The sequence below is a fragment of the Brevundimonas sp. genome (assembly GCF_035999125.1).
Taxonomy (GTDB): Bacteria; Pseudomonadota; Alphaproteobacteria; order Caulobacterales; family Caulobacteraceae; genus Brevundimonas.
The window spans coordinates 84,808-107,272 of record NZ_DASYGX010000010.1 but is presented as its reverse complement, the minus strand read 5'-3'; the positions used below and the strand labels follow the sequence as shown (position 1 = coordinate 107,272).

Here is a 22,465-nt window from a genome sequence, read left to right as displayed (position 1 = left end):
TTATATGTATGCCATGACCTATCGGGCCGACCAGCTTGTGGAAGCCTTGCGCGGCGCGGGCGAGCCGACTCGCCTGCGCATCCTCGCGCTTCTGGCCACGGAGGAGCTGTCGGTCATGGAACTGTCCGGCGTGCTGGAGCAGAGCCAGCCTCGCGTCAGCCGACATCTGAAGCTGCTGACCGACGCCGGCCTGATCGAGCGCTTCCCGGACGGCGCCCGCGTCTATTATCGCCTGTCCTCGGAGACGTCCGCGCGTCGGCTGATGGACGCCGTGCTGGACCTGCTGGACGACGCCGACGGCGAGGCCGATCAACGTCGCCTGGACGCCGTGCGCCGCGAACGCGCGGCCGACGCCGAAGCCTATTTCGAGCAGATCGCGCCCAGTTGGGACCGCATACGGTCGCTCTACGTGCGTGAAAGCGCAGTAGAGGACGCCATCCTGGCGGCGGCCGGAGAGGGTCCGTTCGAGCGGCTGGTGGACCTCGGCACCGGCTCTGGGCGCATGCTGACCCTGCTCGGCAGGAAGGCGAAGACGGCGATCGGGCTGGATCTCAGCCAGAACATGCTGAACATCGCCCGCGCCAACGTCGCGAAGGCGGGCATCGACAAGGTCGAGCTGAGGCACGGCGACGTCTTCGCCACGCGCCTGCCCGACCTGACCGCCGACCTGGTCGTCGTCCACCAGGTGCTTCACTACCTGACCGATCCCTCCGCCGCCGTGGCCGAGGCGGCACGGCTGGTGCGGCCGGGCGGTCGGCTGCTGATCGTCGATTTCGCCCCGCACGCGCTGGAGCATCTTCGCGACGAACACCAACACCGACGCCTGGGCTTCGACGACGCCGAAATCCGTCGCTGGCTGGCCGAGGCGGGGCTGGAGTGCGACGCGCACACGGTTCTGCCGCCGGACCGCGAAGGGCTGACCGTCTGCATCTGGACCGGCCGTCGCGCGGCCGTGCGGGAGGTCAAGGCGGCATGAGCGCCCCGGCGCTCAGCCTTGCGGACGCGCGCGCCCTTCTGCTGTCGCCGCTGGGTCCGGTCGCGCGTGCCGGCCGCGACGCCAGCCGCCCCCGCGTGTCGTTCGAGTTCTTCCCGCCCAAGTCGGACGAGGCCGAAGCCGGTCTGTGGAAGGCCGTCTCCCGCCTCGCGCCGCTGAAGCCCGACTTCGTGTCCGTGACCTATGGCGCCGGCGGCTCCACGCGCGAGCGGACGCACCGCACCGTCGCGCGGATCCTGGCGGAGACGGACCTCAAGCCCGCCGCCCATCTGACGTGCGTCGAGGCGACCCGGGCCGAAATCGACGCGGTGCTTCTCGACTACAAGGCCGCCGGCGTGCGCCACATCGTGGCCCTGCGCGGCGATCCCCCCGGCGCGACCGGCATCGGCGGCGCCTACGTCCCGCGCGCCGACGGCCATGCCAACGCGACCGAACTGACCGCCGCGATCGCGCGGATCGGCGGCTTCGAGATCACCGTCGGCGCCTATCCGGAGAAGCATCCGGAAAGCCCCTCGATCGACCACGACATCGACGTGCTGAAGGCCAAGGTCGACGCGGGTGCGACCCGCGCGATCACCCAGTTCTTCTTCGACATCGACGCCTTTCTGCGCTTCCGCGACCGGGTGCGAACGGCGGGGATCGGCATCCCCCTGATCCCCGGCATAATGCCGGTCACCAATTTCGCCGGGCTGAAGCGCATGAGCGCGACCTGCGGCGCCAGCGTGCCCGACTGGCTTCAGGCGCATTTCGACGGCCTGGACGGCGATCCGGAGACGCGCAAGCTGCTGGCCGCCTCCGTCGCCGCCGAGACCTGCGCGCGCCTGCAGGAAGAAGGATTCCAGGACTTCCACTTCTACACCCTGAACCGCGCCGACTTGGTCTACGCCATCTGCCGCGTGCTGGGCGTGCGCGAGGCGCGGGCGTGACGCGGGCTGACCGGATCACCGCCCTCCACGCCGCCGCCCGCGAACGGATCCTGGTGCTGGACGGCGGCTGGGGCACGATGATCCAGCGGCTAGGCCTGTCGGAGGCCCAGTTCCGCGGCCAGCGCTTCCGCGATCACCCCCTGCCCCAGCAGGGCAACAACGACCTGCTGATCCTGACCCGGCCCGACGACGTCGCGGACATTCACGACCTCTATCTGGCCGCCGGCGCGGACGTCACCGAGACCAACACCTTCTCCTCCACCACCATCGCCCAGGCCGACTATGGGCTGGAAGACGCGGTCCACGACCTCAATCTCGAGGGAGCCCGCCTCGCCCGCCGGGTCGCGGACGCCTGGACCGCGAAGGAGCCGCACAAACCCCGCTTCGTCGCCGGCGCGATCGGCCCGACCAATCGCACCTTGTCCCTCAGCCCCGACGTGAACGACCCCGGCTATCGCGCCGTCACCTTCGACCAGGTCTACGACGCCTACAAACAACAAGCTCGGGCCCTGCATGAAGGCGGCGTGGACCTGTTCCTGATCGAGACCATCTTCGACACCCTGAACGGCAAGGCGGCGATCAAGGCGATCAAGGACCTGGAGGACGAAGGTCTGGAGCCCCTGCCCATCTGGATCTCGGGCACCATCACCGACCGGTCGGGGCGGACGCTTTCGGGTCAGACGGCCGAGGCCTTCTGGAACAGCGTGCGGCATGCCAAGCCGTTCGCAGTGGGCTTCAACTGCGCGCTGGGGGCCGACCTGATGCGGCCGTTCATCGCCGAGCTCAGCCGCGTCGCCGACACCCTGGTCGCGGCCTATCCCAACGCCGGCCTGCCCAACGCCATGGGCCAGTACGACGAGCAGCCGCACGAGACGGCCCACTTCATCGAGGAATGGGCGCGCAGTGGCCTGGTCAACATCGTCGGCGGCTGCTGCGGCACGACGCCGGAGCACATCCGGCATGTGGCCGAGGACGTGGCGGGGGTGACGCCGCGCGTGATCCCGGAGCGGCCGGTGGCGCTCAGGCTGTCGGGGCTCGAGCCGTTCGAGATGGTGGCGTGATGGCCCGGACCTTTGATTTCTCCAATCCGGACGACGTCGCGAGCTATCGTCAGGGCCCCGGCCGCTTCTGCCCCGGTTATGAGGCGATGCAGCGTCTCACGGCCGCCCTGCTGGCCCTTCGCTGTAGGGATAATGCGCGCGTTCTCGTCCTCGGAGCGGGCGGCGGCCTTGAGCTGAAGGCTTTCGCCCAGGACCGCCCCGCGTGGACCTTCGTCGGCGTCGATCCGTCCGAGTCGATGCTGGACCTGGCGCGAGCGGAGGTCGTCGCAAGCGGCATCGACCATCGCGTAGAGCTCCATCAGGGTTACATTCCCGAGGCCCCAGAAGGCCCCTTCGACGCCGCCACCTGCCTGCTGACCCTTCACTTCGTGCCCGATGACGGCTCCAAACTGGCGGCCTTGCGGGCCATTCGGTCGCGATTGAAGCCCGGCGCGCCTTTTGCCGTAGTGGATCTGTGCATCGACCTGACCGCCGAAGACGCCGAGGCGCGGCTGGACGACTACGCCGCCTTCCCGCGCGCCGCAGGGGCCGATGAGGACCAGATCCGGTTGGCGCGCGACACCGTCCGAACCACGGTCAATGTGATCTCGCCTGAACGCGAAGCGGAGCTCCTGGCCGAAGCTGGTTTCCGGGATTTGCGGCTTTACTGGGCCGCCCATGCCTGGCGCGGCTGGATGGGGACCGCCTGATGCGTCCCACCTTCATCAACGTCGGCGAGCGGACCAACGTCACCGGCTCGGCCAAGTTCCGGAAGCTGATCGTCGAGGGCGACTATGCCGCCGCGCTCGACGTCGCGCGCCAGCAGGTCGAGGCGGGCGCCCAGATCATCGACGTCAACATGGACGAGGGGCTGCTGGACGGCGCCGTCGCCATGCGGACCTTCCTGAACCTGATCGCGGCCGAGCCCGACATCGCCCGCGTGCCGGTGATGATCGACAGCTCGAAATGGGAGGTGATCGAGGCGGGGTTGAAGTGCGTCCAGGGCAAGCCGATCGTCAACTCGATCAGCATGAAGGCGGGCGAAGCCGAGTTCCGCGAACAGGCCGTCAAATGCCTGCGCTATGGCGCCGCCGTCGTGGTCATGGCCTTCGACGAGGTGGGCCAGGCCGACACGGCCGCGCGCAAGATCGAGATCTGCACCCGCGCCTATCGCATCCTGGTCGACGAGGTCGGGTTTCCGCCCGAGGACATCATCTTCGACCCCAACATCTTCGCCGTGGCGACGGGGATCGAGGAGCACGACAACTATGCCGTCGACTTCATCGAGGCGACGCGGGCGATCAAGACCACCCTGCCCTACGCCCGCGTGTCCGGTGGTGTGTCGAACGTGTCGTTCAGCTTCCGCGGCAACGAGCCGGTGCGGCGCGCGATCCACTCGGTCTTCCTGTACCACGCCATCCAGGCGGGGATGGACATGGGCATCGTCAACGCGGGCGACCTGCCGGTCTATGACGACGTCGATGCGGAGCTGAGAGAGGCGGTCGAGGACGTCATCCTCAACCGGCCGCAGCGGACCAACGTCTCCAACACCGAACGGCTGGTCGACCTGGCGCCCCGCTACAAGGGCGAGAAGGGCGCGGCGCGCGTCGTCGACCTGACCTGGCGCCAGGCGCCGGTGGCCAGGCGCATCGAGCACGCCCTGGTCCACGGCATCACCGAATATATCGAGGCCGACACCGAGGAGGCGCGGCTGGCCTCGGAACGCCCGCTGCACGTCATCGAGGGGCCCTTGATGGACGGCATGAACGTGGTCGGCGACCTGTTCGGCTCGGGCAAGATGTTCCTGCCCCAGGTGGTGAAGTCCGCCCGGGTGATGAAACAGGCCGTGGCCTGGCTGGAACCCTTCATGGAGGCGGAGAAGGCCGGCCAGCCGCGGCGCACCGCCGGCAAGATCCTGATGGCCACCGTCAAGGGCGACGTCCACGACATCGGCAAGAACATCGTCGGCGTCGTCCTGCAGTGCAACAATTACGAGGTCATCGACCTGGGCGTCATGGTGCCGGCCGACCGCATCCTGGACGAGGCCAAGGCGCACAACGTCGACATCATCGGCCTGTCCGGCCTGATCACGCCCAGCCTGGACGAGATGGTGTTCGTGGCCCGCGAAATGGAACGGCGGGGTTTCGACATTCCCCTCTTGATCGGCGGGGCGACCACCAGCCGGACCCATACCGCGGTCAAGATCGAGCCGGCCTATCGCCGGGGGTCGACGACCTATGTGGTCGACGCCAGCCGCGCCGTCGGCGTGGTCTCGGGGCTCTTGTCCAAGACCGAGAGGGCCAAGAACGAGGCCGCCACGCGCGACGAATACATCCGCATCCGCGAGCAATACGCCCGGGGCCAGGAGGTCAAGGCGCGGACCTCGATCGCCGATGCGAGGAAGAACCCCGTCGCCATCGACTGGGCCGCGCCGCGACCCGCAGCGCCCAGCTTCACCGGCGTTCGCGCGTTCGAGGCCTGGGACCTCGCCGATCTGGCCGACCACATCGACTGGACGCCCTTCTTCGCCAGCTGGGAGCTGATCGGGCGGTATCCCCACATTCTGGAAGACGAGATCGTCGGCGAGGCGGCCCAGGACCTGTTCCGCGACGCCCAGACGATGCTTAAGCGCATCGTCGAGGAGCGGTGGTTCACGGCCAAGGGCGTCGTCGGCTTCTGGCCCGCCAACGCCGACGGCGACGACATCGTGGTCTTCCAGGACGAAACGCGCACAGCCGAGATCGCCCGGTTCCACACCCTGCGCCAGCAGATCGCCAAGTCGAACGGCAAGCCGAACTCGGCTCTGTCAGACTTCGTCTCGCCCACCGGCGACGACTGGATCGGCGCCTTCGCCGTCACGGCCGGCCATGGCGAGCTGGAGAAGGCGGCCGAGTTCAAGGCGGCGGGCGACGACTACTCCGCCATCATGGCGACGGCCCTAGCCGACCGCCTGGCCGAGGCCTTCGCCGAGCGGCTGCACAAGGAGGTGCGCACCACGCTGTGGGGCTATGCGCCCGACGAGGCGGCGACGGTCCAGGACCTGATCGAGGAGAAGTATCAGGGCATCCGCCCCGCCCCCGGCTATCCGGCCCAGCCGGACCATACCGAAAAGGCGCCCCTGTTCCGCCTGCTGGACGCGGGCAGGAACGCCGGCATGGCCCTGACCGAGAGCTATGCGATGATACCGCCCGCCTCGGTCAGCGGCCTCTATTTCGGCCACCCGCAGAGCCACTACTTCGGCGTTGGCAAGATCGACCGCGACCAGGTCGAGGACTATGCCCGCCGCAAGGGCTGGGACCTGGAGACGGCGGAGCGGTGGCTGGCTCCGATCCTGAACTATGAGCCGGGAGCGGAGACGCGGGACGTGGCGGCGTGACCCTTCCCCGCTCGCCGGGGTGCTTGGCCGATCGTATACGATCGGCCTGCGAGGGCGCCGAAGGCGCTCGGATGGGGTGGCTGGCGACGACGAGATCGGTGCTCGATGGTCATTGGACAGGCCAGTGTCTCACCCCCCATCCGTCTCCCTCCGCGAGCCACCTTCCCCCGCAAGGGGGGAAGGACGCTACTCCAGCCCCACGTCCTTGAGCGTCGGCGGCGCGTCCGTGATCCCCAGCGACACCCGGCGGGCGGCGTGCTCGCAGCGGCCGGGCAGGCCGAAGAACAGGCCGAACGTCTGATCCCGCACCGCCTGATCGCCCGCCAGAATGGGCGCCCACTGACGGCGCGCGCCGTCGGCGGCGGCCTCGGCCTCGGCGACGGCGTCGGGCGACTGGACGGCCCGGCCGATCTCCAGGGCGGAGCGGAACGTCACCGCTTCCGCACGCCCGAGCGCGATCAGGCGCAGATCCAACTCGTCCGTCGTGCCGAGGCTTTCGCCGACGGCCACATGTCCGGACACCAGGGCCTCGCACCAGGCCACCAGAGAATAATCCGCCTCGGGCGCGCCCGGCGGCAGGGCGGTCGCATAGGCCATGGCCTCACGCATGCGACGCGACCGCTCGGCGTCGTCGGCGGTGAACCGGGTTCCGCCGGTGCGGATCACCTCGTCCTGCGCCACGGCCGGCGCGGCGAGGGCGAGCAGGACGACGCCCGTCAGGGCGGCGAAGAAAGGACGCATGGACGACTCCGACATCACCCGGGCCGGATAGAGCCCCCCGACCCACCGGGCAAGAAAAAGGCGGCGGGTCCGAAGACCCGCCGCCCCATTCTTTCGGCTTTCCCGCTCTTTAGAAGCGGTAGGCCAGGCTGAAGCGAACGGTGCGCGGAGCCTGGTAGGCCGTCACCTTGCCGTAGTCCGGGTCAGGCACGCCGAGAGCGAGGTCACCGAACTCGTTGAAATCCTGCTCTGAATCCGCGTCGAACAGGTTGAACACGTCGGCACGGAGAACCAGCGATTCACCCGGGATGGTGAACACCTGGGCCAAGTCATACGCGAAGGTCATGTCGATGTTCGTCAGCCAGTCGCTCTCGAACGACTCGCCGCGCGGCGTCGCCACGCCGTTGCAGAACCATGACGCCGGGCCATACAGCGAGGCGAAGAAGTCGGTCGGGTGGACGCCCTGACAGCCGAACTTGCGCGGCGACTGGATCAGCAGGTTGGCGCCGACGTTGAACGCCGGGGTCACCTGCCAGTTGCCGAACGCCTTGAACGTGTGTTCGCGGTGGTTCGGCAGGAAGCCGAAGGAGTTGTCGGTCAGGCCGGGCTGGTCGAAGTCCTGCGACAGACCGGGATCGGTCTGGCCGTTGTCGGACTTCAGGGCGCCTTCGTAGTTGCCCTCGTTCTCCGACCAGACGTAGCTGAAGCGGCCGGCCCAGATGCCGTCGAAGGATTTCTCCATCGACACTTCGACCGCCTTGTATGTGCGATCGGGGCTCGGATAGTTCAGCTGGGCGGCCGTGAGGACGATCTCACGATCAGCCGTGACGCGCCCGCCGGTGGCGCGCGACAGGTCGGCGCCGGACAGGGTGATTCGCATGTCCTCACCCGGGTTGGTCAGGACGTACTGGTGGAAGCCGTACCACACCGAATAGCACTCGGCGTAGGTCAGGTTGTCCGGATCGGCTCCTGAGCAATAATCCAGAACGGCGGCGTCGATGGCGACGTCGTCGATGGCCGTGCCCAGTTCGCGATAGGTGCCCTTCAGACCGAAGGTCCAATCGCCGAAAACTTCCGCCTCATAGCCCAGGATGAACTCGTCGACGTACATCGGGTCGATCTCGGCATCCACGGTCGAGTTCGTGGACTTGACGTCGCCGCCGCCGAAGTTCGTGCCGGACACGAAGCCGGAGTTGGTCGTGCCGTAGCCGCGCAGGATCGGCTCGTCGGTGTTGTCGTCGATGCCGTCGCGGTTGGCGTCCGGACGCCCGGCGACCGTTCCGGTGAAGTCCAGATCCCAGACGTCCTGCGTGAACAGTTCGGCGCCGGCCAGTCGCTGGTTGGTGTTCACGGCCACCGGAAGGAAGTAGCGGCCGTAGAAGCCGAACAGCTTCGACGTCTGATCGCCGGTCACGTCATAGGTGAAGCCCAGACGCGGAGCCCACTGATCCTGCAGGTCGATGAAGGTGACGCCGTTGATGTTGGCGTTCTCGAAGCCTTCGTTGCGCACACCCAGGTTCAAGGTCAGGCGGTCGGTGACCTCCCAGCTATCCTGGATGTAGTAGGCGTTCTGTTCCGAGGTCCAGCCGCCGTCGTTGTCGTAGGCCCGGATCCGGACGCGACGCGGCGCGCCCACGAGGTCGGTGCGACCCAGAAGTTGGGGGTCGGTGTTCGTGCCGGCTGTGACGTTGGCCGTGGTGATCAGCGTCTGATAGCGGTAGAAGATGCCGCCGGTGCGATCGCCGGTGCAGTTCACCACGGTGCTGATAGGACGGAAGCCCGGCACGTTGCGGCCGTTGGGGCGGCAGTAGTTGTAGCCCGCGCCGGAGAAGTCGAGCTGCTGGGTGGCGGTCAGCTTCTCATTGTCGATGCCGAACCGGAAGTGATGTGCGCCGAAGAAATCGACGTAGACGTCGACGTCCGCACGCAGGACTTCGCGCTCGTCTTCGTTGACCGCAGGCTGACCAACGCCCCAGATGCCGCGCCGCGGGAAGCCCGGGTTCTGATCGGTGATCAGCGCGCCGGCGTCGCCCGGAGAAGAGAAGTACTCGTTGTACTCATTCACACCGTAGGCGATCGAGGTCGTCAGCCAGTCGGTCCAGATGCCCGTATAGCGCGCAATGTAGTTGGTGCCGCCGAACTCGAATGACGACGGCGTGAACTCCCCGATCAGTTCGCCGTTGCCGTTGACGAAGATGTTGCGCGTTTCTTGGGTCTGCTCGTCGGAGAAGTAGGTGAACTCCAAGCGATGATCGTCGGTGACCAGGAAGTCCACCTTGGCGCCGAAGAACGGATCGTCCGACGTCACGATGTTGCCGTTCGCGCCTGCGCCGAAATCTGGATCGACAGTCGTGCGACCGATATTGGTGGCCTCACGATCGCGGAAGTTATAGAGGCCGAAGATGAACAGGCGATCCCGGATGATCGGGCCGCCGAAGTCGAAGATGATGTCCGAAGACTCGACTTCATCGAAGCGGTTCTGGGCCAGATAGGTGTCCGGCGAGTCAGATCGCAGACTGTCCGGCGACCAATAGCCGGTGATGCCGAACTCCCACTCATTGCCGCCCGACTTGGTCGTGCCGTTCAGCACGCCGCCGGTGCCGCGGCCGAACTCCGAGGAGTAGCCGCCGGTCTTGGTTTCCAGCGTCTGGTAGAATTCGAACGGAACGATCGACGAGCCGGTGAAGTCACGGAATTTCGTGATGTTCAGGCCGTTGACGAAGTAGGTGTTCTCACCGGCCGAGGCGCCGCCGATGGTCGGGATGTTGCCGAAGGCGCCGTCCGAGGCGGTCACGCCCGGGGCCAGCAGGGCCACGGCGTTGGCGTCTCGGGCGATCGGGATGTTGCGCGACAGCTCTTCGACGTTGACCGTCAGGCCGGTGGTGGTGGCGTCGAATTCCGACACCGCGCGGCGCACGCCGACGACCACGATGTCGTCCACGGCGGTGGCGCCCGAGGTGTCGATGGCGCCCGAAGCCGAACCGACGGTGAAGATCAGAGAGGTGGTGCCGCCCGCGCCGACCGAGACGGTCTCGGTCAGGACGGCGTTGCCCGACGACGTGACGGTGGCGACGTACTGACCCTGGGGCAGGGCGACGGCGCGGAATTCGCCGTTAGCGCCTGTGGTGTAGGTGCGGGTGAAGCCCTGGGAAACCGACTGCAGCGTCACGGTGGCCCCGGAGACGGGCTGGCCCGTCTGGGTTTCCACGGTGCCGGCCACGGCGCCTTGGACCAGGTTCTGGGCGGCGGCCTGAGTGGGGGCCAGCAGGACGGCGGCCGCGGGGACGGCCACCAGGGCCATCAGCGCCGTTCCGCCGATCATGGTCGATTGCAGCAGACGCTGCCGGATCGTGTGGGTCTTCAAGAGACAGTCCTCCTAGGGCCGGCGCCGAGCTTCCCGTTTCCGGGCCCCTCGCGGCGTCGACGTTGAGCATCCGCGAGCCCCAATGCACGCAGATTGCCGTCACCCTATCCGATGGCGGGTCATGACGACATGACAATTACAGGCTCGTAACCTGTTCGTCGCCCCATTGTCGCAATCCGGCCACACCGCTTCAAGCTAATGTTCTAAAACTATTTTTTTGAACAAGTGTTATGCATTAACGCCGTTCAGGATGGGGGGTGCGGCGCCGTTTCGCCCAACGAACGCCGGTTTTCACCGACCGGTTGAGCGGCCTCGGCCGCGGCCCGACTCAACGTTGGATCATGGCCCGGGCGGCATAGGACGCAGGCTCCGGCGTGCAGGACGCCGTGACCAGTTGCGCCGCCATGATACACAGCAAGGCGGCGGCGACCGTCAGGAGCCGATTTGAGACGTTGAGGGCGATCGTGGCGGCCATTTTGCGGGCTCCGAAGGGCGTTTACGCCTCGTTAAGGCAAGGCCCGGGCCAGCGGAGGCGTTCGTGATCCCGTTCGTCCGCGACTTCGTCCCCGATCATGGTCGCCACATCCGGCATACGCCGCTGATCTCCCGCGTGACCGCCGACAATCCCGGCCCGTTCACCTTCACCGGCACGAACACCTTCATAGTGGGGCGGGAGACGCCCGGCGCGGGCGTCGCCGTGATCGACCCGGGCCCCGAGGATCCGGCGCATCAGGACGCGTTGCTGAGCGCCGTCTCCGGGCGGCGGGTCAGCCATGTGCTGGTGACCCACACCCATCGCGACCACGCTCCCCTCGCCCGTCCTTTCGCCGAGGCCGTCGGCGCGCCCGTGCTGGCGGCGCTCCCTCCCGTTGTCGTGACGCACGCCTCGGGACGCCTCGACGCGGATGAAGACGTGGACTTCCGGCCGGATCGGCTTCTCGTCGACGGCGAGGTGATCGAGGGCGACGGCTGGACCCTGCGGACGCTGGCCACGCCCGGCCATGCCTCGAACCATCTGGCCTTCGCGCTGGAGGAGGAGAACGCCCTGTTCTGCGGCGACCACGTCATGGGCTGGTCGACCACGGTCGTCGCCCCGCCGGACGGGGACATGGCGGCCTACATGGCCAGTCTGGACCGGGTCGTCGCCGCCGGTTTCGACCGCCTGTGGCCCACCCACGGCGCCGCGATCGACGATCCGTCGCCCTTCCTGGCGGCGTACCGCGCGCACAGGCTGGACCGCGACGCGCAGATCCTGGCGCGTTTGCACGCGGGCGACGCGCGCATCTCTGAGATCGTGCCGCACCTTTATGCGGCCGTGGACCGCCGCCTGTGGCCGGCCGCCGCGCTGTCGGTCTGGGCGCACCTGATCGCCATGGTCGCCGACGGCCGCGCCGTCGCGGCGCCCGCCGCCGTCCTCGACGCGGACTACGCCCCCGGCTGAGACTCGACGCGCGCCGCCAGCGCGCGGGAAAGCGCCGAGGCGAGCCGGCAGGTCTCCTCGCCCTGGGCCCGTGCGGCACGGGCCGTGACGCGCAGGTCCGTCCGCCCCGGACGGATGCGCACCACCGCGTCATGGGCCAGGTCGAACCAGAAGCCGCGCCTCTCGCCTTCGACCCGGAAGGGGGCCGAGCCGATGACGGTGAAGCCGGCGTCCTCCAGCGCTGCGGAGGCCGCCTCCGGCGTCAGCTGGCTGGCCACGGAAACGGCTCCGGGGCAGGCCTGCGGTCCCGCGGGGGACGGAGCCCGCGCCGCGCCCTCGGCCGCTCTCCGCCGCGCCAGGACGTCGGAAAAACCCGGCGGTTCGTCACGGTCGCTGGACACGTCCCAGGCCTGCAGCCCGTTGAACGTCGACCACCGCAGGCCGAGCCCCGACGCCGTCGCGCCGACGGCCAGCACGGCGATCGCCGCCGCCAGACCCACGGCGCGGGGGCGCCGCATCGACTGAACGGCCAGGACCAGGGCGCACACCGCGCCGAGCGCAGTCAGGGCGGCGGCGACCCGAAAGGTCAGGACGTCCAGCGCGAAGTCGGGGCTCCAGAAGCCTCCCCGCGTGCCCATGGAAGCCGTGAACACGCACAGCGGTCCCGCCAGGGCGCCCGCGACCAGCCACGCCGTCCGTGTCAGCCGCGATCCGCCCCCCGCCACCGGATCAGGCCTGCGCCGTCGGCAGGCGATAGTCCTTCAGCCGCTCGCGCACGACCTTCTTGTCGATCTTGCCGGTGGCGCCCAGCGGGATGTCGTCCACGAAGACGACGTCGTCGGGCATCCACCACTTGGCGATCTTGCCTTGCAGGAAGTCGAGGTGCTCCTGCTTGTTCTGGCTCTCGCCGGGCTTCAGCTTCAGCACCAGCACAGGCCGCTCGTCCCACTTGGGATGGGCCGCGCCGATCACGGCGGCCAGTTCGACTTTCGGATGGCCCACGGCGATGTTCTCGATCTCGATCGAGCTGATCCACTCGCCGCCGGACTTGATCACGTCCTTGGCGCGGTCGGTGATCTGCATGAAGCCGTGCTCGTCGATGGTCGAGACGTCGCCGGTGTCGAAGAAACCTTCGTTGTCCAGGATCTCGCCGCCCTCGCCCTTGAAATAACCGCCGGCGATCGTCGGCCCGCGCACCATCAGCCGGCCGTACGTTTGCCCGTCGTGCGGCATCTCCTGACCGGCGTAGTTCTTGAGCTTCAGCTCGACGCCCAGCGGCGGCATGCCCTGCTTGGTGCGCCACTTCAGCTGCTCGTCATAGGGCAAGGCCAGCAGTTCGGGCGGCAGGTTGGACAGCGTGCCGATCGGCGACGTCTCCGTCATCCCCCAGCCCTGCAGCACCTCGATGCCGAAATCGTCGTTGAAGGCCCGGATCAGGCTTTCCGGCACCGCCGAGCCGCCGATCAGAACCCGCTTGACCGTCGACAGCTTCAGCCCCTTCTCGCGCATGTGCGCCAGCAGGCCCTGCCACACGGTCGGAACGGCGGCCGAGAAGGTCACCCGCTCGCTTTCCAGCAGCTCATAGATGGCCTCGCCGTCCATCTTGGCCCCCGGCATCACCAGCTTGGCGCCCGACGCCGGCGCGGCGAAGGCGATGCCCCAGGCGTTGGCGTGGAACATCGGCACCACCGGCAGGATCGTCTCCTTCGGCGACGGCCCCAGCACGGTCGACTGCATGCCCAGCAGCGTGTGGATGAAGTTCGACCGGTGCGAATACAGCACCCCCTTCGGGTTCCCGGTCGTCCCCGAGGTGTAGCACAGGCCGCAGGCCGTCAGTTCGTCGAAGCCGCCCCAGGCGACCTCGCCCGACGCGCCGGCCACGATCTGCTCATAGCACTCCGCCTGCGGCAGCTTGGTCGCCGGCATGGTGTATTCGTCGGTCATCACCACCACCCGCTCCACCGACGGGCAGTGCGGCAGGATCGCCTCCAGCAGGGGGATGAAGGTCAGGTCGACGAAGATGATTTTGTCTTCGGCGTGATTGATGATGTAGCCGAGCTGCTCGGGGAACAGGCGCGGGTTCAGGGTGTGGCACACCGCGCCGATGCCCATGATGCCGTACCAGGCCTCGATGTGGCGCGCGGTGTTCCAGGCCAGGGTGGCGACCCGATCGCCCGGCTTCACGCCCCAGTCCAGCAGGGCCTTCGACACCTTCTTGGCCCGGCCGTGGATCTCCGAATAGGTCGTGCGGACGATCGGCCCCTCGACCGAACGGGTCACCACCTCGCGATGCGGATGCCAGTTCTTGGCGTGGTCCAGGATCTTGTCGACCGTCAGAGGCCAGTCCTGCATCAATCCCAGCATCGTCGTCCCCGTGTCGTTCCGTCTGATCGCGGCGTCTGCGCCACGCTATCGGCGCGGGCGGCGCGAGGCAACGTGACGCGACGGAAGCGGGCCGGGACTTCCGGTCGCGGCCGGCCCCGCCTAAAGGCCCGAACATGACCTTGCTGATCGCGATCACCGGCGGCTCCGGCTCCGGCAAGACCACCTTGGCGCAGGCGCTGGTCGCGGCCATGCGGCCCGGCGCCGCCGTCCTGCTCAGCGAGGACGACTGGTACGTCGACGCCGCCGCCCTCCCCGGCTTCGACCCCGCCGCCTTCGACTTCGACGACGTCGCCGCGCGCGATCACGACCTGCTGATCCGGCACCTCTCCGAGTTGAAGGCCGGGCGGGCGGTCGAGGCGCCGATTTACTCGATGACCACACACGGCCGTGAAGCGGTTACGCGCCGCGTCGATCCGGCGTCCGCCGTCGTCGTGGAGGGGGTGCACGTGCTCTCCACCCCCGCCCTGGCCGCGCTGTTCGATCTCAAGGTCTTCGTCGACACTCCGGCCGACATCCGCTTCATCCGCCGCCTGCTGCGCGACCAGGAGACGCGCGGGAGATCGGCCGCTTCGGTCATCGCCCAGTATCTGAAGACCGTGCGGCCCGGCCATGAACGCCATACCGAGCCCGCGCGTGCGGTCGCCGACGTCGTGGTGGCGGATGTGACGGCGGCGGTCAGGCTGGAAGATCGCCAGGCGGTCGACCGGCTGGCGGCGCCGCTTCTGGTCGATCCGCGCATACGCCCCCTTCTCGCGGACGCGGCCACGCCGTAACGTCGTTCGACGCAGTCCGACTCACGCGCGGGTCGCCACGCGCCAGAATTGACGAAAAGACTCCATGCACGGCGCCCTGACCGAACCCGACCTCAAGCGTCAGACCATCCTGCGCCAGGCCCGAAGGCGCTTCACTTCGGAGGGCTTCGCCGGCGCGAAGATGGAGGCCGTGGCGCGTGACGCGGGCATTTCCACGGCCACGCTCTACGCCATGTTCGCGGGCAAGTCGGACCTGTTCGCCGCCGTCATCGACGACGCCGCCTGCGAGTTCACGGCCCAGATGCTGCGGGTCTTTTCCGAAGAGCGGCCGGCACGCGACCAACTGACGGATTTCGCCGCCGGCTACGCCCGCTTCATGGCCGATCCTTTCGTTCGCTCCGTGTTTCGCCTGGTCATGGCCGAGCGTCCGCGCTTCCGCGACGTGGCCGTCAAGTTCTTCGAAAAGGGCAAGAGCGAGTTCGGCGCCTACGTCATCAACGTCATCCGCGACATGTGCGACCGCGGCGAACTGAGGGTCGAGCATCCGTCATGGGCGGCGGGCCAGTTGTTCGGCATGATCGAGCATCCGGTCTTCTTCATGCCCCTGGTCACCGGCGACGAGGTCATGCCCGTCCGCGCCGCCGACCAGATCGCCGCCGACGCGGTCGAAACCTTCATGGCCCGCTACGGCGTCGTCCGCCGCTGATCCGTCAGGGCTGAAGCCGGGTCTTCGCCCACCCGTCGCCGGTGCGGTCGAAGCGCAGCCGGTCATGCAGCCTGAAGGGCCGGTCGCGCCAGAACTCCACCGAGTCCGGAACCACCCGCCATCCCATCCAGTGCGGCGGGCGCGGAACTTCGCCGTCGCCGAACCGCGCGGTCTCGCGGGCGACCGCCGCCTCCAGATCCGCGCGCGACGCCAGGGGCCGCGACTGGTCGGAGGCCCAGGCGCCGATCCGGCTCTCGCGGGCCCGGCCGACGAAATAGGCGTCCGCCTCCGCCGCCGTCACCGGCTCGACGGCGCCGCGCACCCGAACCTGCCGGCGCAACGACTTCCAATGAAACAGCAGCGCCGCGACCGGCCGCGCGCCCAGCTGGCCGCCCTTGGCGCTCTCGGCGTTCGAATAGAAGGCGAAGCCCCGCGCATCGACGTCCTTCAGCAGCACCATCCGGCTGTCCGGCGCGCCGCCGCCGTCCACGGTCGACAGGCACATGGCGTTGGGATCGTTCACCTCGTGCGCCCGCGCGTCGGCCAGCCAGTCGACGACCAGGCCGATCGGCTCCGTCCGGTCGAAGATCGTCTCGTCCCCGTTGGCCGCCAACGCGGCGGCATAGTCGCGGGCGTACTCCTCGCGCGACGGGCTGGGCGGGATCACGGAGGCGGTCATGGCTTTTGCGATACAGCGCGCGGGGCGCGTCCGGAAGGGCGGCACGGTTAACCCGGCATTGACCCTGATCGGGGCCTTTGTGGGAGATGCATGGCCGAGCCCCTTTCCTGACCGTCGCCGAGGCCCGGGCCCTGCTGGGTCTGGACGCCGCCGCGCACGGGCCGGCGCTGACCGCGGCCTTCCGCCGCGCGGTCAAGGCGGCGCGACCGGACCTGCCGGGCGGCGACGAACACGCCTTTCGTCGCGTCATCGCCGCCCATGATCTGCTGAAGCGGCTGGACGCGCCGCTCGCCCTCCCCGCCCCGGAGGTGCGTCAACCGGCCCCTGCGACGTTGGCCGTCACGCCGCTGCAGGCCCTTTCGGGTGGAGAAACCGTCGTGCGAAGCGGCGGCAAGCGCCTGCGCGCCACCTATGCGCCCGGCCTGCGCACCGGCGACCGGCTGCGGCTCAAGGGCGCCGGGCGCGACGGCGCGGACCTGTACCTGGCCGTGGTCATCCGCGGCTGCGGGGCCTTGTCCGCCGTCGGAGATGACCTGCACATGACCGCCCCAGTGACGCGCCAGCAGTTGCGCGACGGCGGCCGGATCGAGATCGCCACCCACGCCGGGCCGCGCTCTGCCTGGCTGGCGCCGGACCATCCGACGATGCGGCTGCGTCTGCGCGATCTGGGCCTGCCGGCGCGCGGAGGCCGCCGCCGGGGGCATCTGTTCGTCACCCTGGAGCCGGTCGAGGACGTCCCGTCCCTTTCGATCGACCTGCGCGCCCGCTTCGTCCGCGACTGGACGCCGGAGCGCCGCGCGGCCTAAGCCTTGGGCCGACATGTCCCACAACACCTTCGGCCATCTGTTCCGCGTCACCACCTGGGGCGAAAGCCACGGGCCGGCGATCGGCTGCGTCGTGGACGGCTGCCCGCCCGGCATTCCCCTGACCGAGGCCGACTTTCAGCCGTGGCTGGACCGTCGCAAGCCTGGGGGCAGTCGCTTCGTCACCCAGCGCAAGGAGAGCGACGCGGTCCGCATCCTGTCGGGGACGTTCGACGACGGCGCCGGTCCGGTGACCACGGGCACGCCGATCTCGCTGATGATCCGGAACGAGGACGCGCGGTCCAAGGACTATGGCGAGATCGCCCGGTCGTACCGTCCCGGGCACGCCGACTTCACCTATGACGCCAAGTACGGCGTGCGCGATCCGCGCGGCGGCGGTCGGTCCTCCGCCCGCGAGACGGCCATGCGGGTCGCCGCGGGCGCCGTGGCGCGCAAGGTGCTGGGCGACGGGGTCGTGATCCGCGCGGGCGTGACGCAGCTGGGTCCTCACCGCATCGCCGATGACGCGATCGACTTCGGCGCGACCTATGAGAACCCTCTGTTCGCCGCCTCGGCCGACGTCGTGGCGGATTGGTCGATCTATCTGGACGGGGTGCGCAAGGCCGGCTCGTCCATCGGCGCGGCGGTCTCGCTGGAGGTCACGGGCGTCCCCGCCGGCTGGGGCGCGCCGGTCTACGGCAAGCTGGACGCCGAACTGGCCGGCGCGCTGATGTCGATCAACGCGGTCAAGGGCGTGGAGATCGGCGCGGGCTTCGCCGCCGCCGAGCTGTCGGGCGAGGACAACGCCGACGAGATGCGGATCGGGCCGGACGGCGCTCCGGTCTTTCTGTCGAACAAGGCGGGCGGCATTCTGGGCGGCATCTCGACCGGTCAGCCGGTCACCGCGCGCGTCGCCTTCAAGCCGACCTCCTCGATCCTGACGCCCCGTCGCAGCGTGACGCGCGACGGTCGGGAAACCGACCTGCGCACCGTCGGCCGACATGACCCGTGCGTCGCCCTTCGCGGCGTTCCGGTGGTCGAGGCCATGGCGGCCTGCGTGCTGGCGGACGCATGGCTGCGGCATCGTGGCCAGAGGGGTCGCTGAGCCGGGTTCGGCGCGTCCTCCCGCTTCTCGACCACGGCCCGTGACGTCCAAGCTCCGCCGTGAAGTCCCGGATCGCGCCTCCATGTCTGAAGTCCCTCCTTCGCTTCGAGCCGCGTCGAAGCCTATGGAACTCAGCCGGAGGTCGTGTTAAGGGTTCGTTTACCAGTTAACGAAGGGTAAACGATCATGGACAGAGCACAGGTCATTTCGGGTCTGGCGGCCGATCTTCACGCCACTGAAAAGGCGGTCGACGCCGCCATCAGTCAGGCCACCACCCTGGTTCAGACCATGATCGGCGCCCGTGTCGCCCTGTCCGTGTCGCCGGTCGCCGGCGCCGGCTCCCAGGCCAAGGCCATGGAAACCATCGCCGCCCTCGGCACGGCGCGTGAGGCGATCGTCGCCTGCCACGCCGAGCTGCAGCGCGACCACCGCAAGATGGGCTGGGGCGTCTACGCCGTGGGCCCGGTCGACAAGCCGGACGATTGGGAAACCCCGGTGGGCGGCACCCCCCCGACCAAGGGTCACCTCCGCGTCGCCTCCTAAATTCGACGTCATGTACGGGACCGGGCATTCCGGTTCCGTCGGACTCGATGCATCATCGCCCCCGGGCTTCGGCTCGGGGGCGTTTTGATGTTCGACACACTCTACTCCCAGGTCGGAGCGGTCTTCACGGGACTGGTGATTCTGTTCGCCTTCTGGAAGGGCGATGAGCCGGAGAAGATCGCCGCCGCCGCCTATGGCCTCGGCTGGTTCGCCGCCGCCGCCTATGGCCTCGGCTGGTTCGCCTCCATGCTGGTCCAGGACGACGGCAACATCTACGGCGCGCAGTGGAGCATGATGGCCATCGACCTGGTCATGCTCGGCGTGCTCGGCGCGCTGGTCTGGAAGGCCCGCCGGGCCTGGGCGGTCTGGGCCACGGCCATGCAGCTGCTGGTCTTCGCCTCGCACGTGCTGATGCTCGTCGACATGCGGCCGTCGATCTCGGCCTACTACTTCGTGATCAACCTGGCGGGCTACGGCGTCTTGCTCGCCATCGGCGTGGGCGCCTTCTGGGCCTGGCAGGAGCGTCGCGCGGCCGGACTGGAATAGGCATCTATTCCTGGGTACTCTGCGGCCGAATCAGCGAGCGGCCGTCCATGCCCCTGTCCCATGCCCGCATCTGGCGCGCCGTCGACCGACTGGCGCAGGCGCACGGGCTCAGCCCGTCCGGGCTGGCGCGCAAGGCGGGGCTGGATCCGACGGCCTTCAATCCCTCCAAACGGCTGGGCCCGCCGCCCGCGGCACGTCCGCGCTGGCCCTCGACCGAAAGCCTGAACCTCATCCTTGAGGTCACCGGCGTCTCCCTGACCGAGTTCGCCGCCCTCGCCGACGACCGCGGCCCCGCGCCCCGGGCCCCGGTCGTCGGCCTGGCCCAGGCGGGCCTGGACGGCTTCTTCGACGACGCGGGTCTGCCCACCGGCGACGGCTGGTCCTGGGCCGATCTGCCGACGCCCGGCCGGAATCTGTTCGGGCTGGAGATCGTGGGCGACTCGATGACCCCGCTCTACCGCCCCGGCGACGCCGTGATCGTCGACCGCGACGGCCCTCCGCCGCGTCGGGGCGACCGGGTGGTCGTGCGCACGGTCACCGGCGAAACGCTGGCCAAGGAGCTCGCCGCGCTCTCGGCCCGCTCGATCACCCTGCGCTCCATCAATCCGGAACACGCCGACCGCGTCGTCCCCCGCCGCGACGTCGACTGGATGAGCCGCATCCTCTGGGTCAGCCAGTAGCCATCGAGCAGCAAGCGCCCGGAGCGCAAGCGTAGGCAAAAGCCGCCCTCAAGCAGCGAGCGCGTGCCGCGCGAGCGTTAGGGCCAAAAAAAGAGAGGCCGCCCTTGCGGACGGCCCCTCGTCTTCACCGCGTCGCGCGGATCAGTAGGTCAGATAGTTCGCGTTGACCCAGCCGCCGCTGGAGATCTGCACCCACTCGCCCGAAGAGCTCACGGCCTGCAGGGCCTGACCGCGGCTCACGCTGCCGATCTGGCGGTAGTTGGTGCCCGGACCCGAGCGGACGCGCACGTTGGTCGTGGGCCGCACGATCGAGGCGCTGGCCGAGGCGTTGGCCCGCGCGCGCTGCTGGTTGCAGCCGATGTAGGAACCCGCCGCCGCGCCGGCGCCGGCGCCGACCACGGCGCCCAGGGTCCGCTCGTTGCGCGACACCTGGCTGCCGGCCAGGCCGCCGATGACCGCGCCGATCAGGGCGCCGGCCTGCTGACGGCCGCCCGGGGCGTCGCAGCTGGTGATGCCGTTCGACTGCGCCGAGGCGACGCCGGGGATGGCCGCGGCGGCCGCCAGGGCGGCGCCCGCGATCAGGGTGTTCTTGATGCCGTTCGACATGGCTCTCGTCTCCTTTTCGAGTTGGTCGATGGAGACAGAATGCCCAAGCCGGCCCGCGTATCCCCTGAACCGCTTGTTGTTTTCGGTTCAGATTTCAGCCCGCCAGATCGCCCTTTGCGCCCCGCTCCAGCAGGTCGATCGTCTGCGGCAGGCCGTAGATGGCGGCGAAGGAGCCGAATCTTGGCCCCTGCGTCTCGCCCAGCAGCACCTCGTACAGCGCCCCGAACCACGCCCGTAGAGGCTCGAACGCGTGCGCCTTGCCCACCGCATAGACCTCGTTCTGGATGACCTCGCCGTCCGTCGTGTCGGCCGGCAGGGCGCGCAGCCGCGACGCCAGGTCGCGGAACGCCGCCGCCTCCTGCTCCGTCGGCGCGCGGAACGCCTTGGCGGGCCGCACGAAGTCGTCGAAATAGTTCAGCGCATGGCCCATCAGCCGATCCAGCGTGGGCTCGGTCGCCGGCGTCGCGTCCGGGATGTATTTGGCCATGTAGGCCCACAGCTGATCCTTCGTGGACGCATTGGCCACGCCCACCAGGTTCAGCAGCAGGCTGAACGACACCGGGCTGGCGACCGCCGGCGGATCGCCCGCGTGGATGTGCCACACGGCATTGTCGATCCGCTTGGCCGGCTCCTGCGCCTGATACTGGTCGATGAAGCTCAGCCAGTCGTCGATCGCGCGCGGGATCACGTTGAAATGCAGACTCTTGGCCGACTTGGGCGACTGGAACATGTACCAGGCCAGGCTCTCGGGCGTGCCGTAGCGCAGCCACTCGTCCATGGTCAGTCCGTTGCCCTTGGACTTGGAGATCTTCTTGCCCTCGACGTCGAGGAAGAGCTCGTAGTTGAACCCTTCCGGCGGCACCCCGCCCATGACGCGGCACAGCTTCGAAGACTCGCGCACGCTCTCGATCAGGTCCTTGCCCGACATCTCGTAATCGACGTCCAGCGCGGTCCAGCGCATGGCCCAGTCCGGCTTCCACTGCAGCTTCACATGCCCGCCCGTCACCGGCACGGTGGTGCGCCCGCCCGCCGGATCGTCGAAGGTGATGGTCCCCGCCTGCACGTCCCGCTCCAGCGTCGGCACCTGCAGGACGTGGCCGGTGACCGGGCTGATCGGCAGGAAGGGCGAATAGGTCGCGCGGCGCTCCTCGCCCAGCGTCGGCAGCATCACCGCCATGATGTCGTCGAACCGCGCCAGCACCCGCAGCAGCACCGCGTCGAACCGGCCCGACCGATACTGCTCGGTCGAGCTCATGAACTCGTAGTCGAAGCCGAAACCGTCCAGAAACGCCCGCAGCCGCGCGTTGTTGTACGCGCCGAAGCTCTCGTGCGTGCCGAACGGATCGCGCACCTTCGTCAGCGGCAGGTGCAGGTCCTCGATCAACTGCTCGCGATTGGGCACGCCGTCGGGCGCCTTGCGCAGGCCGTCCATGTCGTCCGAGAACGCCACCAGCCGCGTCGGCCAGTGATCGCCGGTCAGGGCGCGAAAGGCGTTCCGCACCATCGTGGTGCGCGCCACCTCGCCGAACGTGCCCATGTGAGGCAGGCCGGACGGGCCGTATCCCGTCTCCAGCAGGACGGGCTTCCGCAGCGCCTCGAACGTCGCCAGCGCCTGATCCGCCTTGCCCGCGTCGATCAGCAGCTTGGCCGCGACCCGGTCCGCGTCCGACAGCCGCTTCTTCAGCACGTGGTCCAGCAGGTTGCGGGCCTGTTCGAACGGCCACGACTTGGCGTCGCGCGCGAGGGTTTCGAGGTTCTGCAGCATGGCGGGCGGTTTGACGCGTCCGGCGCCGGGGGTCAACGCGGCCCTCTGAAAGGAG

At 68.8% G+C, this 22,465-nt stretch carries 21 protein-coding genes; 13 read left to right on the top strand and 8 right to left on the bottom strand.

Features of this window, described 5'->3' with window-relative positions; genetic code table 11:
• Positions 1-13: 13 nt before the first annotated feature.
• The 5 genes from VGN45_RS09535 to metH are packed head-to-tail and all read left to right on the top strand — an operon-like array spanning position 14 to position 6,336.
• A complete protein-coding gene (locus tag VGN45_RS09535; protein WP_327461778.1) occupies positions 14-976 on the top strand; it encodes a metalloregulator ArsR/SmtB family transcription factor in 963 nt (320 codons plus the stop codon).
• The gene (metF, locus tag VGN45_RS09530; RefSeq protein WP_327461776.1) at positions 973-1,920 is read left to right on the top strand and encodes a methylenetetrahydrofolate reductase [NAD(P)H]; all 948 of its coding nucleotides are present in this window, start codon (positions 973-975) and stop codon (positions 1,918-1,920) included. Before VGN45_RS09535 ends, metF begins: the two co-directional genes overlap by 4 nt.
• Positions 1,917-2,981: a homocysteine S-methyltransferase family protein gene (locus VGN45_RS09525; RefSeq protein ID WP_327461774.1), complete on the top strand. Its 1,065-nt coding sequence runs from the start codon at positions 1,917-1,919 to the stop codon at positions 2,979-2,981. Before metF ends, VGN45_RS09525 begins: the two co-directional genes overlap by 4 nt.
• Positions 2,981-3,670: a class I SAM-dependent methyltransferase gene (locus VGN45_RS09520; RefSeq protein ID WP_327461772.1), complete on the top strand. Its 690-nt coding sequence runs from the start codon at positions 2,981-2,983 to the stop codon at positions 3,668-3,670. The genes VGN45_RS09525 and VGN45_RS09520 overlap by 1 nt, the downstream gene beginning before the upstream one ends.
• Positions 3,670-6,336 carry a methionine synthase gene (gene metH, locus VGN45_RS09515; RefSeq protein ID WP_327461770.1) on the top strand — a complete coding sequence of 889 codons (2,667 nt, stop codon included), beginning with the start codon at positions 3,670-3,672 and terminating at the stop codon, positions 6,334-6,336. The genes VGN45_RS09520 and metH overlap by 1 nt, the downstream gene beginning before the upstream one ends.
• A gap of 186 nt (positions 6,337-6,522) precedes the next feature.
• Here metH and VGN45_RS09510 read toward each other — a convergent pair whose 3' ends face one another.
• From VGN45_RS09510 to VGN45_RS09500, 3 genes are all read right to left on the bottom strand, one after another.
• The gene (locus VGN45_RS09510; RefSeq protein ID WP_327461768.1) at positions 6,523-7,077 is read right to left on the bottom strand and encodes a hypothetical protein; all 555 of its coding nucleotides are present in this window, start codon (positions 7,075-7,077) and stop codon (positions 6,523-6,525) included.
• A gap of 109 nt (positions 7,078-7,186) precedes the next feature.
• Positions 7,187-10,420 carry a TonB-dependent receptor gene (locus VGN45_RS09505; protein WP_327461766.1) on the bottom strand — a complete coding sequence of 1,078 codons (3,234 nt, stop codon included), beginning with the start codon at positions 10,418-10,420 and terminating at the stop codon, positions 7,187-7,189.
• A 328-nt stretch (positions 10,421-10,748) separates the two neighbouring features.
• Positions 10,749-10,895 (bottom strand): hypothetical protein, encoded by a 147-nt coding sequence (locus VGN45_RS09500; RefSeq protein WP_327461764.1) that lies wholly within the window; start codon positions 10,893-10,895, stop codon positions 10,749-10,751.
• A 63-nt stretch (positions 10,896-10,958) separates the two neighbouring features.
• Between VGN45_RS09500 and VGN45_RS09495 the strand changes: the two genes are divergently transcribed.
• On the top strand, positions 10,959-11,861 hold the full coding sequence (locus VGN45_RS09495; RefSeq protein WP_327461762.1) for an MBL fold metallo-hydrolase: 903 nt from the start codon (positions 10,959-10,961) through the stop codon (positions 11,859-11,861).
• Here VGN45_RS09495 and VGN45_RS09490 read toward each other — a convergent pair.
• Both VGN45_RS09490 and VGN45_RS09485 read right to left on the bottom strand, forming a co-directional pair.
• Complete coding sequence (locus VGN45_RS09490; protein WP_327461760.1) at positions 11,846-12,493, bottom strand: DUF1499 domain-containing protein; 648 nt, start codon at positions 12,491-12,493, stop codon at positions 11,846-11,848. The genes VGN45_RS09495 and VGN45_RS09490 overlap by 16 nt on opposite strands.
• Before the next feature lie 76 nt (positions 12,494-12,569).
• A complete protein-coding gene (locus tag VGN45_RS09485) occupies positions 12,570-14,204 on the bottom strand; it encodes a long-chain-fatty-acid--CoA ligase (RefSeq protein WP_327461758.1) in 1,635 nt (544 codons plus the stop codon).
• Positions 14,205-14,338: 134 nt separating this feature from the next.
• On the opposite strand from VGN45_RS09485, the gene udk reads away from it, so the two are divergent.
• Together udk and VGN45_RS09475 are read left to right on the top strand one after the other, a co-directional pair.
• The gene (gene udk, locus VGN45_RS09480; RefSeq protein WP_327461756.1) at positions 14,339-14,998 is read left to right on the top strand and encodes a uridine kinase; all 660 of its coding nucleotides are present in this window, start codon (positions 14,339-14,341) and stop codon (positions 14,996-14,998) included.
• A gap of 64 nt (positions 14,999-15,062) precedes the next feature.
• Positions 15,063-15,683 (top strand): TetR/AcrR family transcriptional regulator, encoded by a 621-nt coding sequence (locus tag VGN45_RS09475; RefSeq protein ID WP_327461753.1) that lies wholly within the window; start codon positions 15,063-15,065, stop codon positions 15,681-15,683.
• Between the two features lie 4 nt (positions 15,684-15,687).
• On the opposite strand, the gene pdxH is transcribed toward VGN45_RS09475, so the two are convergent.
• The gene (pdxH, locus tag VGN45_RS09470; RefSeq protein WP_327461751.1) at positions 15,688-16,362 is read right to left on the bottom strand and encodes a pyridoxamine 5'-phosphate oxidase; all 675 of its coding nucleotides are present in this window, start codon (positions 16,360-16,362) and stop codon (positions 15,688-15,690) included.
• A gap of 86 nt (positions 16,363-16,448) precedes the next feature.
• Between pdxH and VGN45_RS09465 the strand changes: the two genes are divergently transcribed.
• The 5 genes from VGN45_RS09465 (at position 16,449) to VGN45_RS09445 (ending at position 20,039) form a co-directional block, all read left to right on the top strand.
• Positions 16,449-17,168 (top strand): DnaJ C-terminal domain-containing protein, encoded by a 720-nt coding sequence (locus VGN45_RS09465; protein ID WP_327461749.1) that lies wholly within the window; start codon positions 16,449-16,451, stop codon positions 17,166-17,168.
• A 13-nt stretch (positions 17,169-17,181) separates the two neighbouring features.
• Complete coding sequence (gene aroC, locus VGN45_RS09460) at positions 17,182-18,270, top strand: chorismate synthase (RefSeq protein WP_327461747.1); 1,089 nt, start codon at positions 17,182-17,184, stop codon at positions 18,268-18,270.
• 186 nt (positions 18,271-18,456) lie between these two features.
• Positions 18,457-18,813: a hypothetical protein gene (locus VGN45_RS09455; RefSeq protein ID WP_327461745.1), complete on the top strand. Its 357-nt coding sequence runs from the start codon at positions 18,457-18,459 to the stop codon at positions 18,811-18,813.
• 87 nt (positions 18,814-18,900) lie between these two features.
• Positions 18,901-19,359 carry a hypothetical protein gene (locus VGN45_RS09450; protein WP_327461743.1) on the top strand — a complete coding sequence of 153 codons (459 nt, stop codon included), beginning with the start codon at positions 18,901-18,903 and terminating at the stop codon, positions 19,357-19,359.
• 47 nt (positions 19,360-19,406) lie between these two features.
• A complete protein-coding gene (locus VGN45_RS09445) occupies positions 19,407-20,039 on the top strand; it encodes a helix-turn-helix transcriptional regulator (protein WP_327461741.1) in 633 nt (210 codons plus the stop codon).
• Between the two features lie 141 nt (positions 20,040-20,180).
• Here the strand turns inward: VGN45_RS09445 and VGN45_RS09440 are convergent, their stop codons facing one another.
• Both VGN45_RS09440 and VGN45_RS09435 read right to left on the bottom strand, forming a co-directional pair.
• A complete protein-coding gene (locus VGN45_RS09440; protein ID WP_327461739.1) occupies positions 20,181-20,645 on the bottom strand; it encodes an SH3 domain-containing protein in 465 nt (154 codons plus the stop codon).
• A gap of 94 nt (positions 20,646-20,739) precedes the next feature.
• Positions 20,740-22,410, bottom strand: coding sequence for a lysine--tRNA ligase (locus VGN45_RS09435; RefSeq protein WP_327461737.1), 1,671 nt, complete (start codon positions 22,408-22,410; stop codon positions 20,740-20,742).
• Positions 22,411-22,465 lie beyond the last annotated feature (55 nt).

What these genes read in the sequence shown, in the direction of transcription:
- VGN45_RS09500 (WP_327461764.1), bottom strand. Translation starts at nt 10,895, where the DNA reads ATGGCCGCCACGATCGCCCTCAACGTCTCAAATCGGCTCCTGACGGTC.
- VGN45_RS09435 (WP_327461737.1), bottom strand. Translation starts at nt 22,410, where the DNA reads ATGCTGCAGAACCTCGAAACCCTCGCGCGCGACGCCAAGTCGTGGCCG.
- VGN45_RS09475 (WP_327461753.1), top strand. Translation starts at nt 15,063, where the DNA reads ATGCACGGCGCCCTGACCGAACCCGACCTCAAGCGTCAGACCATCCTG.
- pdxH (WP_327461751.1), bottom strand. Translation starts at nt 16,362, where the DNA reads ATGACCGCCTCCGTGATCCCGCCCAGCCCGTCGCGCGAGGAGTACGCC.
- VGN45_RS09535 (WP_327461778.1), top strand. Translation starts at nt 14, where the DNA reads ATGACCTATCGGGCCGACCAGCTTGTGGAAGCCTTGCGCGGCGCGGGC.
- VGN45_RS09440 (WP_327461739.1), bottom strand. Translation starts at nt 20,645, where the DNA reads ATGTCGAACGGCATCAAGAACACCCTGATCGCGGGCGCCGCCCTGGCG.
- udk (WP_327461756.1), top strand. Translation starts at nt 14,339, where the DNA reads ATGACCTTGCTGATCGCGATCACCGGCGGCTCCGGCTCCGGCAAGACC.
- metF (WP_327461776.1), top strand. Translation starts at nt 973, where the DNA reads ATGAGCGCCCCGGCGCTCAGCCTTGCGGACGCGCGCGCCCTTCTGCTG.
- VGN45_RS09445 (WP_327461741.1), top strand. Translation starts at nt 19,407, where the DNA reads ATGCCCCTGTCCCATGCCCGCATCTGGCGCGCCGTCGACCGACTGGCG.
- VGN45_RS09485 (WP_327461758.1), bottom strand. Translation starts at nt 14,204, where the DNA reads ATGCTGGGATTGATGCAGGACTGGCCTCTGACGGTCGACAAGATCCTG.
- aroC (WP_327461747.1), top strand. Translation starts at nt 17,182, where the DNA reads ATGTCCCACAACACCTTCGGCCATCTGTTCCGCGTCACCACCTGGGGC.
- VGN45_RS09450 (WP_327461743.1), top strand. Translation starts at nt 18,901, where the DNA reads ATGTTCGACACACTCTACTCCCAGGTCGGAGCGGTCTTCACGGGACTG.
- VGN45_RS09510 (WP_327461768.1), bottom strand. Translation starts at nt 7,077, where the DNA reads ATGCGTCCTTTCTTCGCCGCCCTGACGGGCGTCGTCCTGCTCGCCCTC.
- VGN45_RS09465 (WP_327461749.1), top strand. Translation starts at nt 16,449, where the DNA reads ATGCATGGCCGAGCCCCTTTCCTGACCGTCGCCGAGGCCCGGGCCCTG.
- VGN45_RS09520 (WP_327461772.1), top strand. Translation starts at nt 2,981, where the DNA reads ATGGCCCGGACCTTTGATTTCTCCAATCCGGACGACGTCGCGAGCTAT.
- metH (WP_327461770.1), top strand. Translation starts at nt 3,670, where the DNA reads ATGCGTCCCACCTTCATCAACGTCGGCGAGCGGACCAACGTCACCGGC.
- VGN45_RS09455 (WP_327461745.1), top strand. Translation starts at nt 18,457, where the DNA reads ATGGACAGAGCACAGGTCATTTCGGGTCTGGCGGCCGATCTTCACGCC.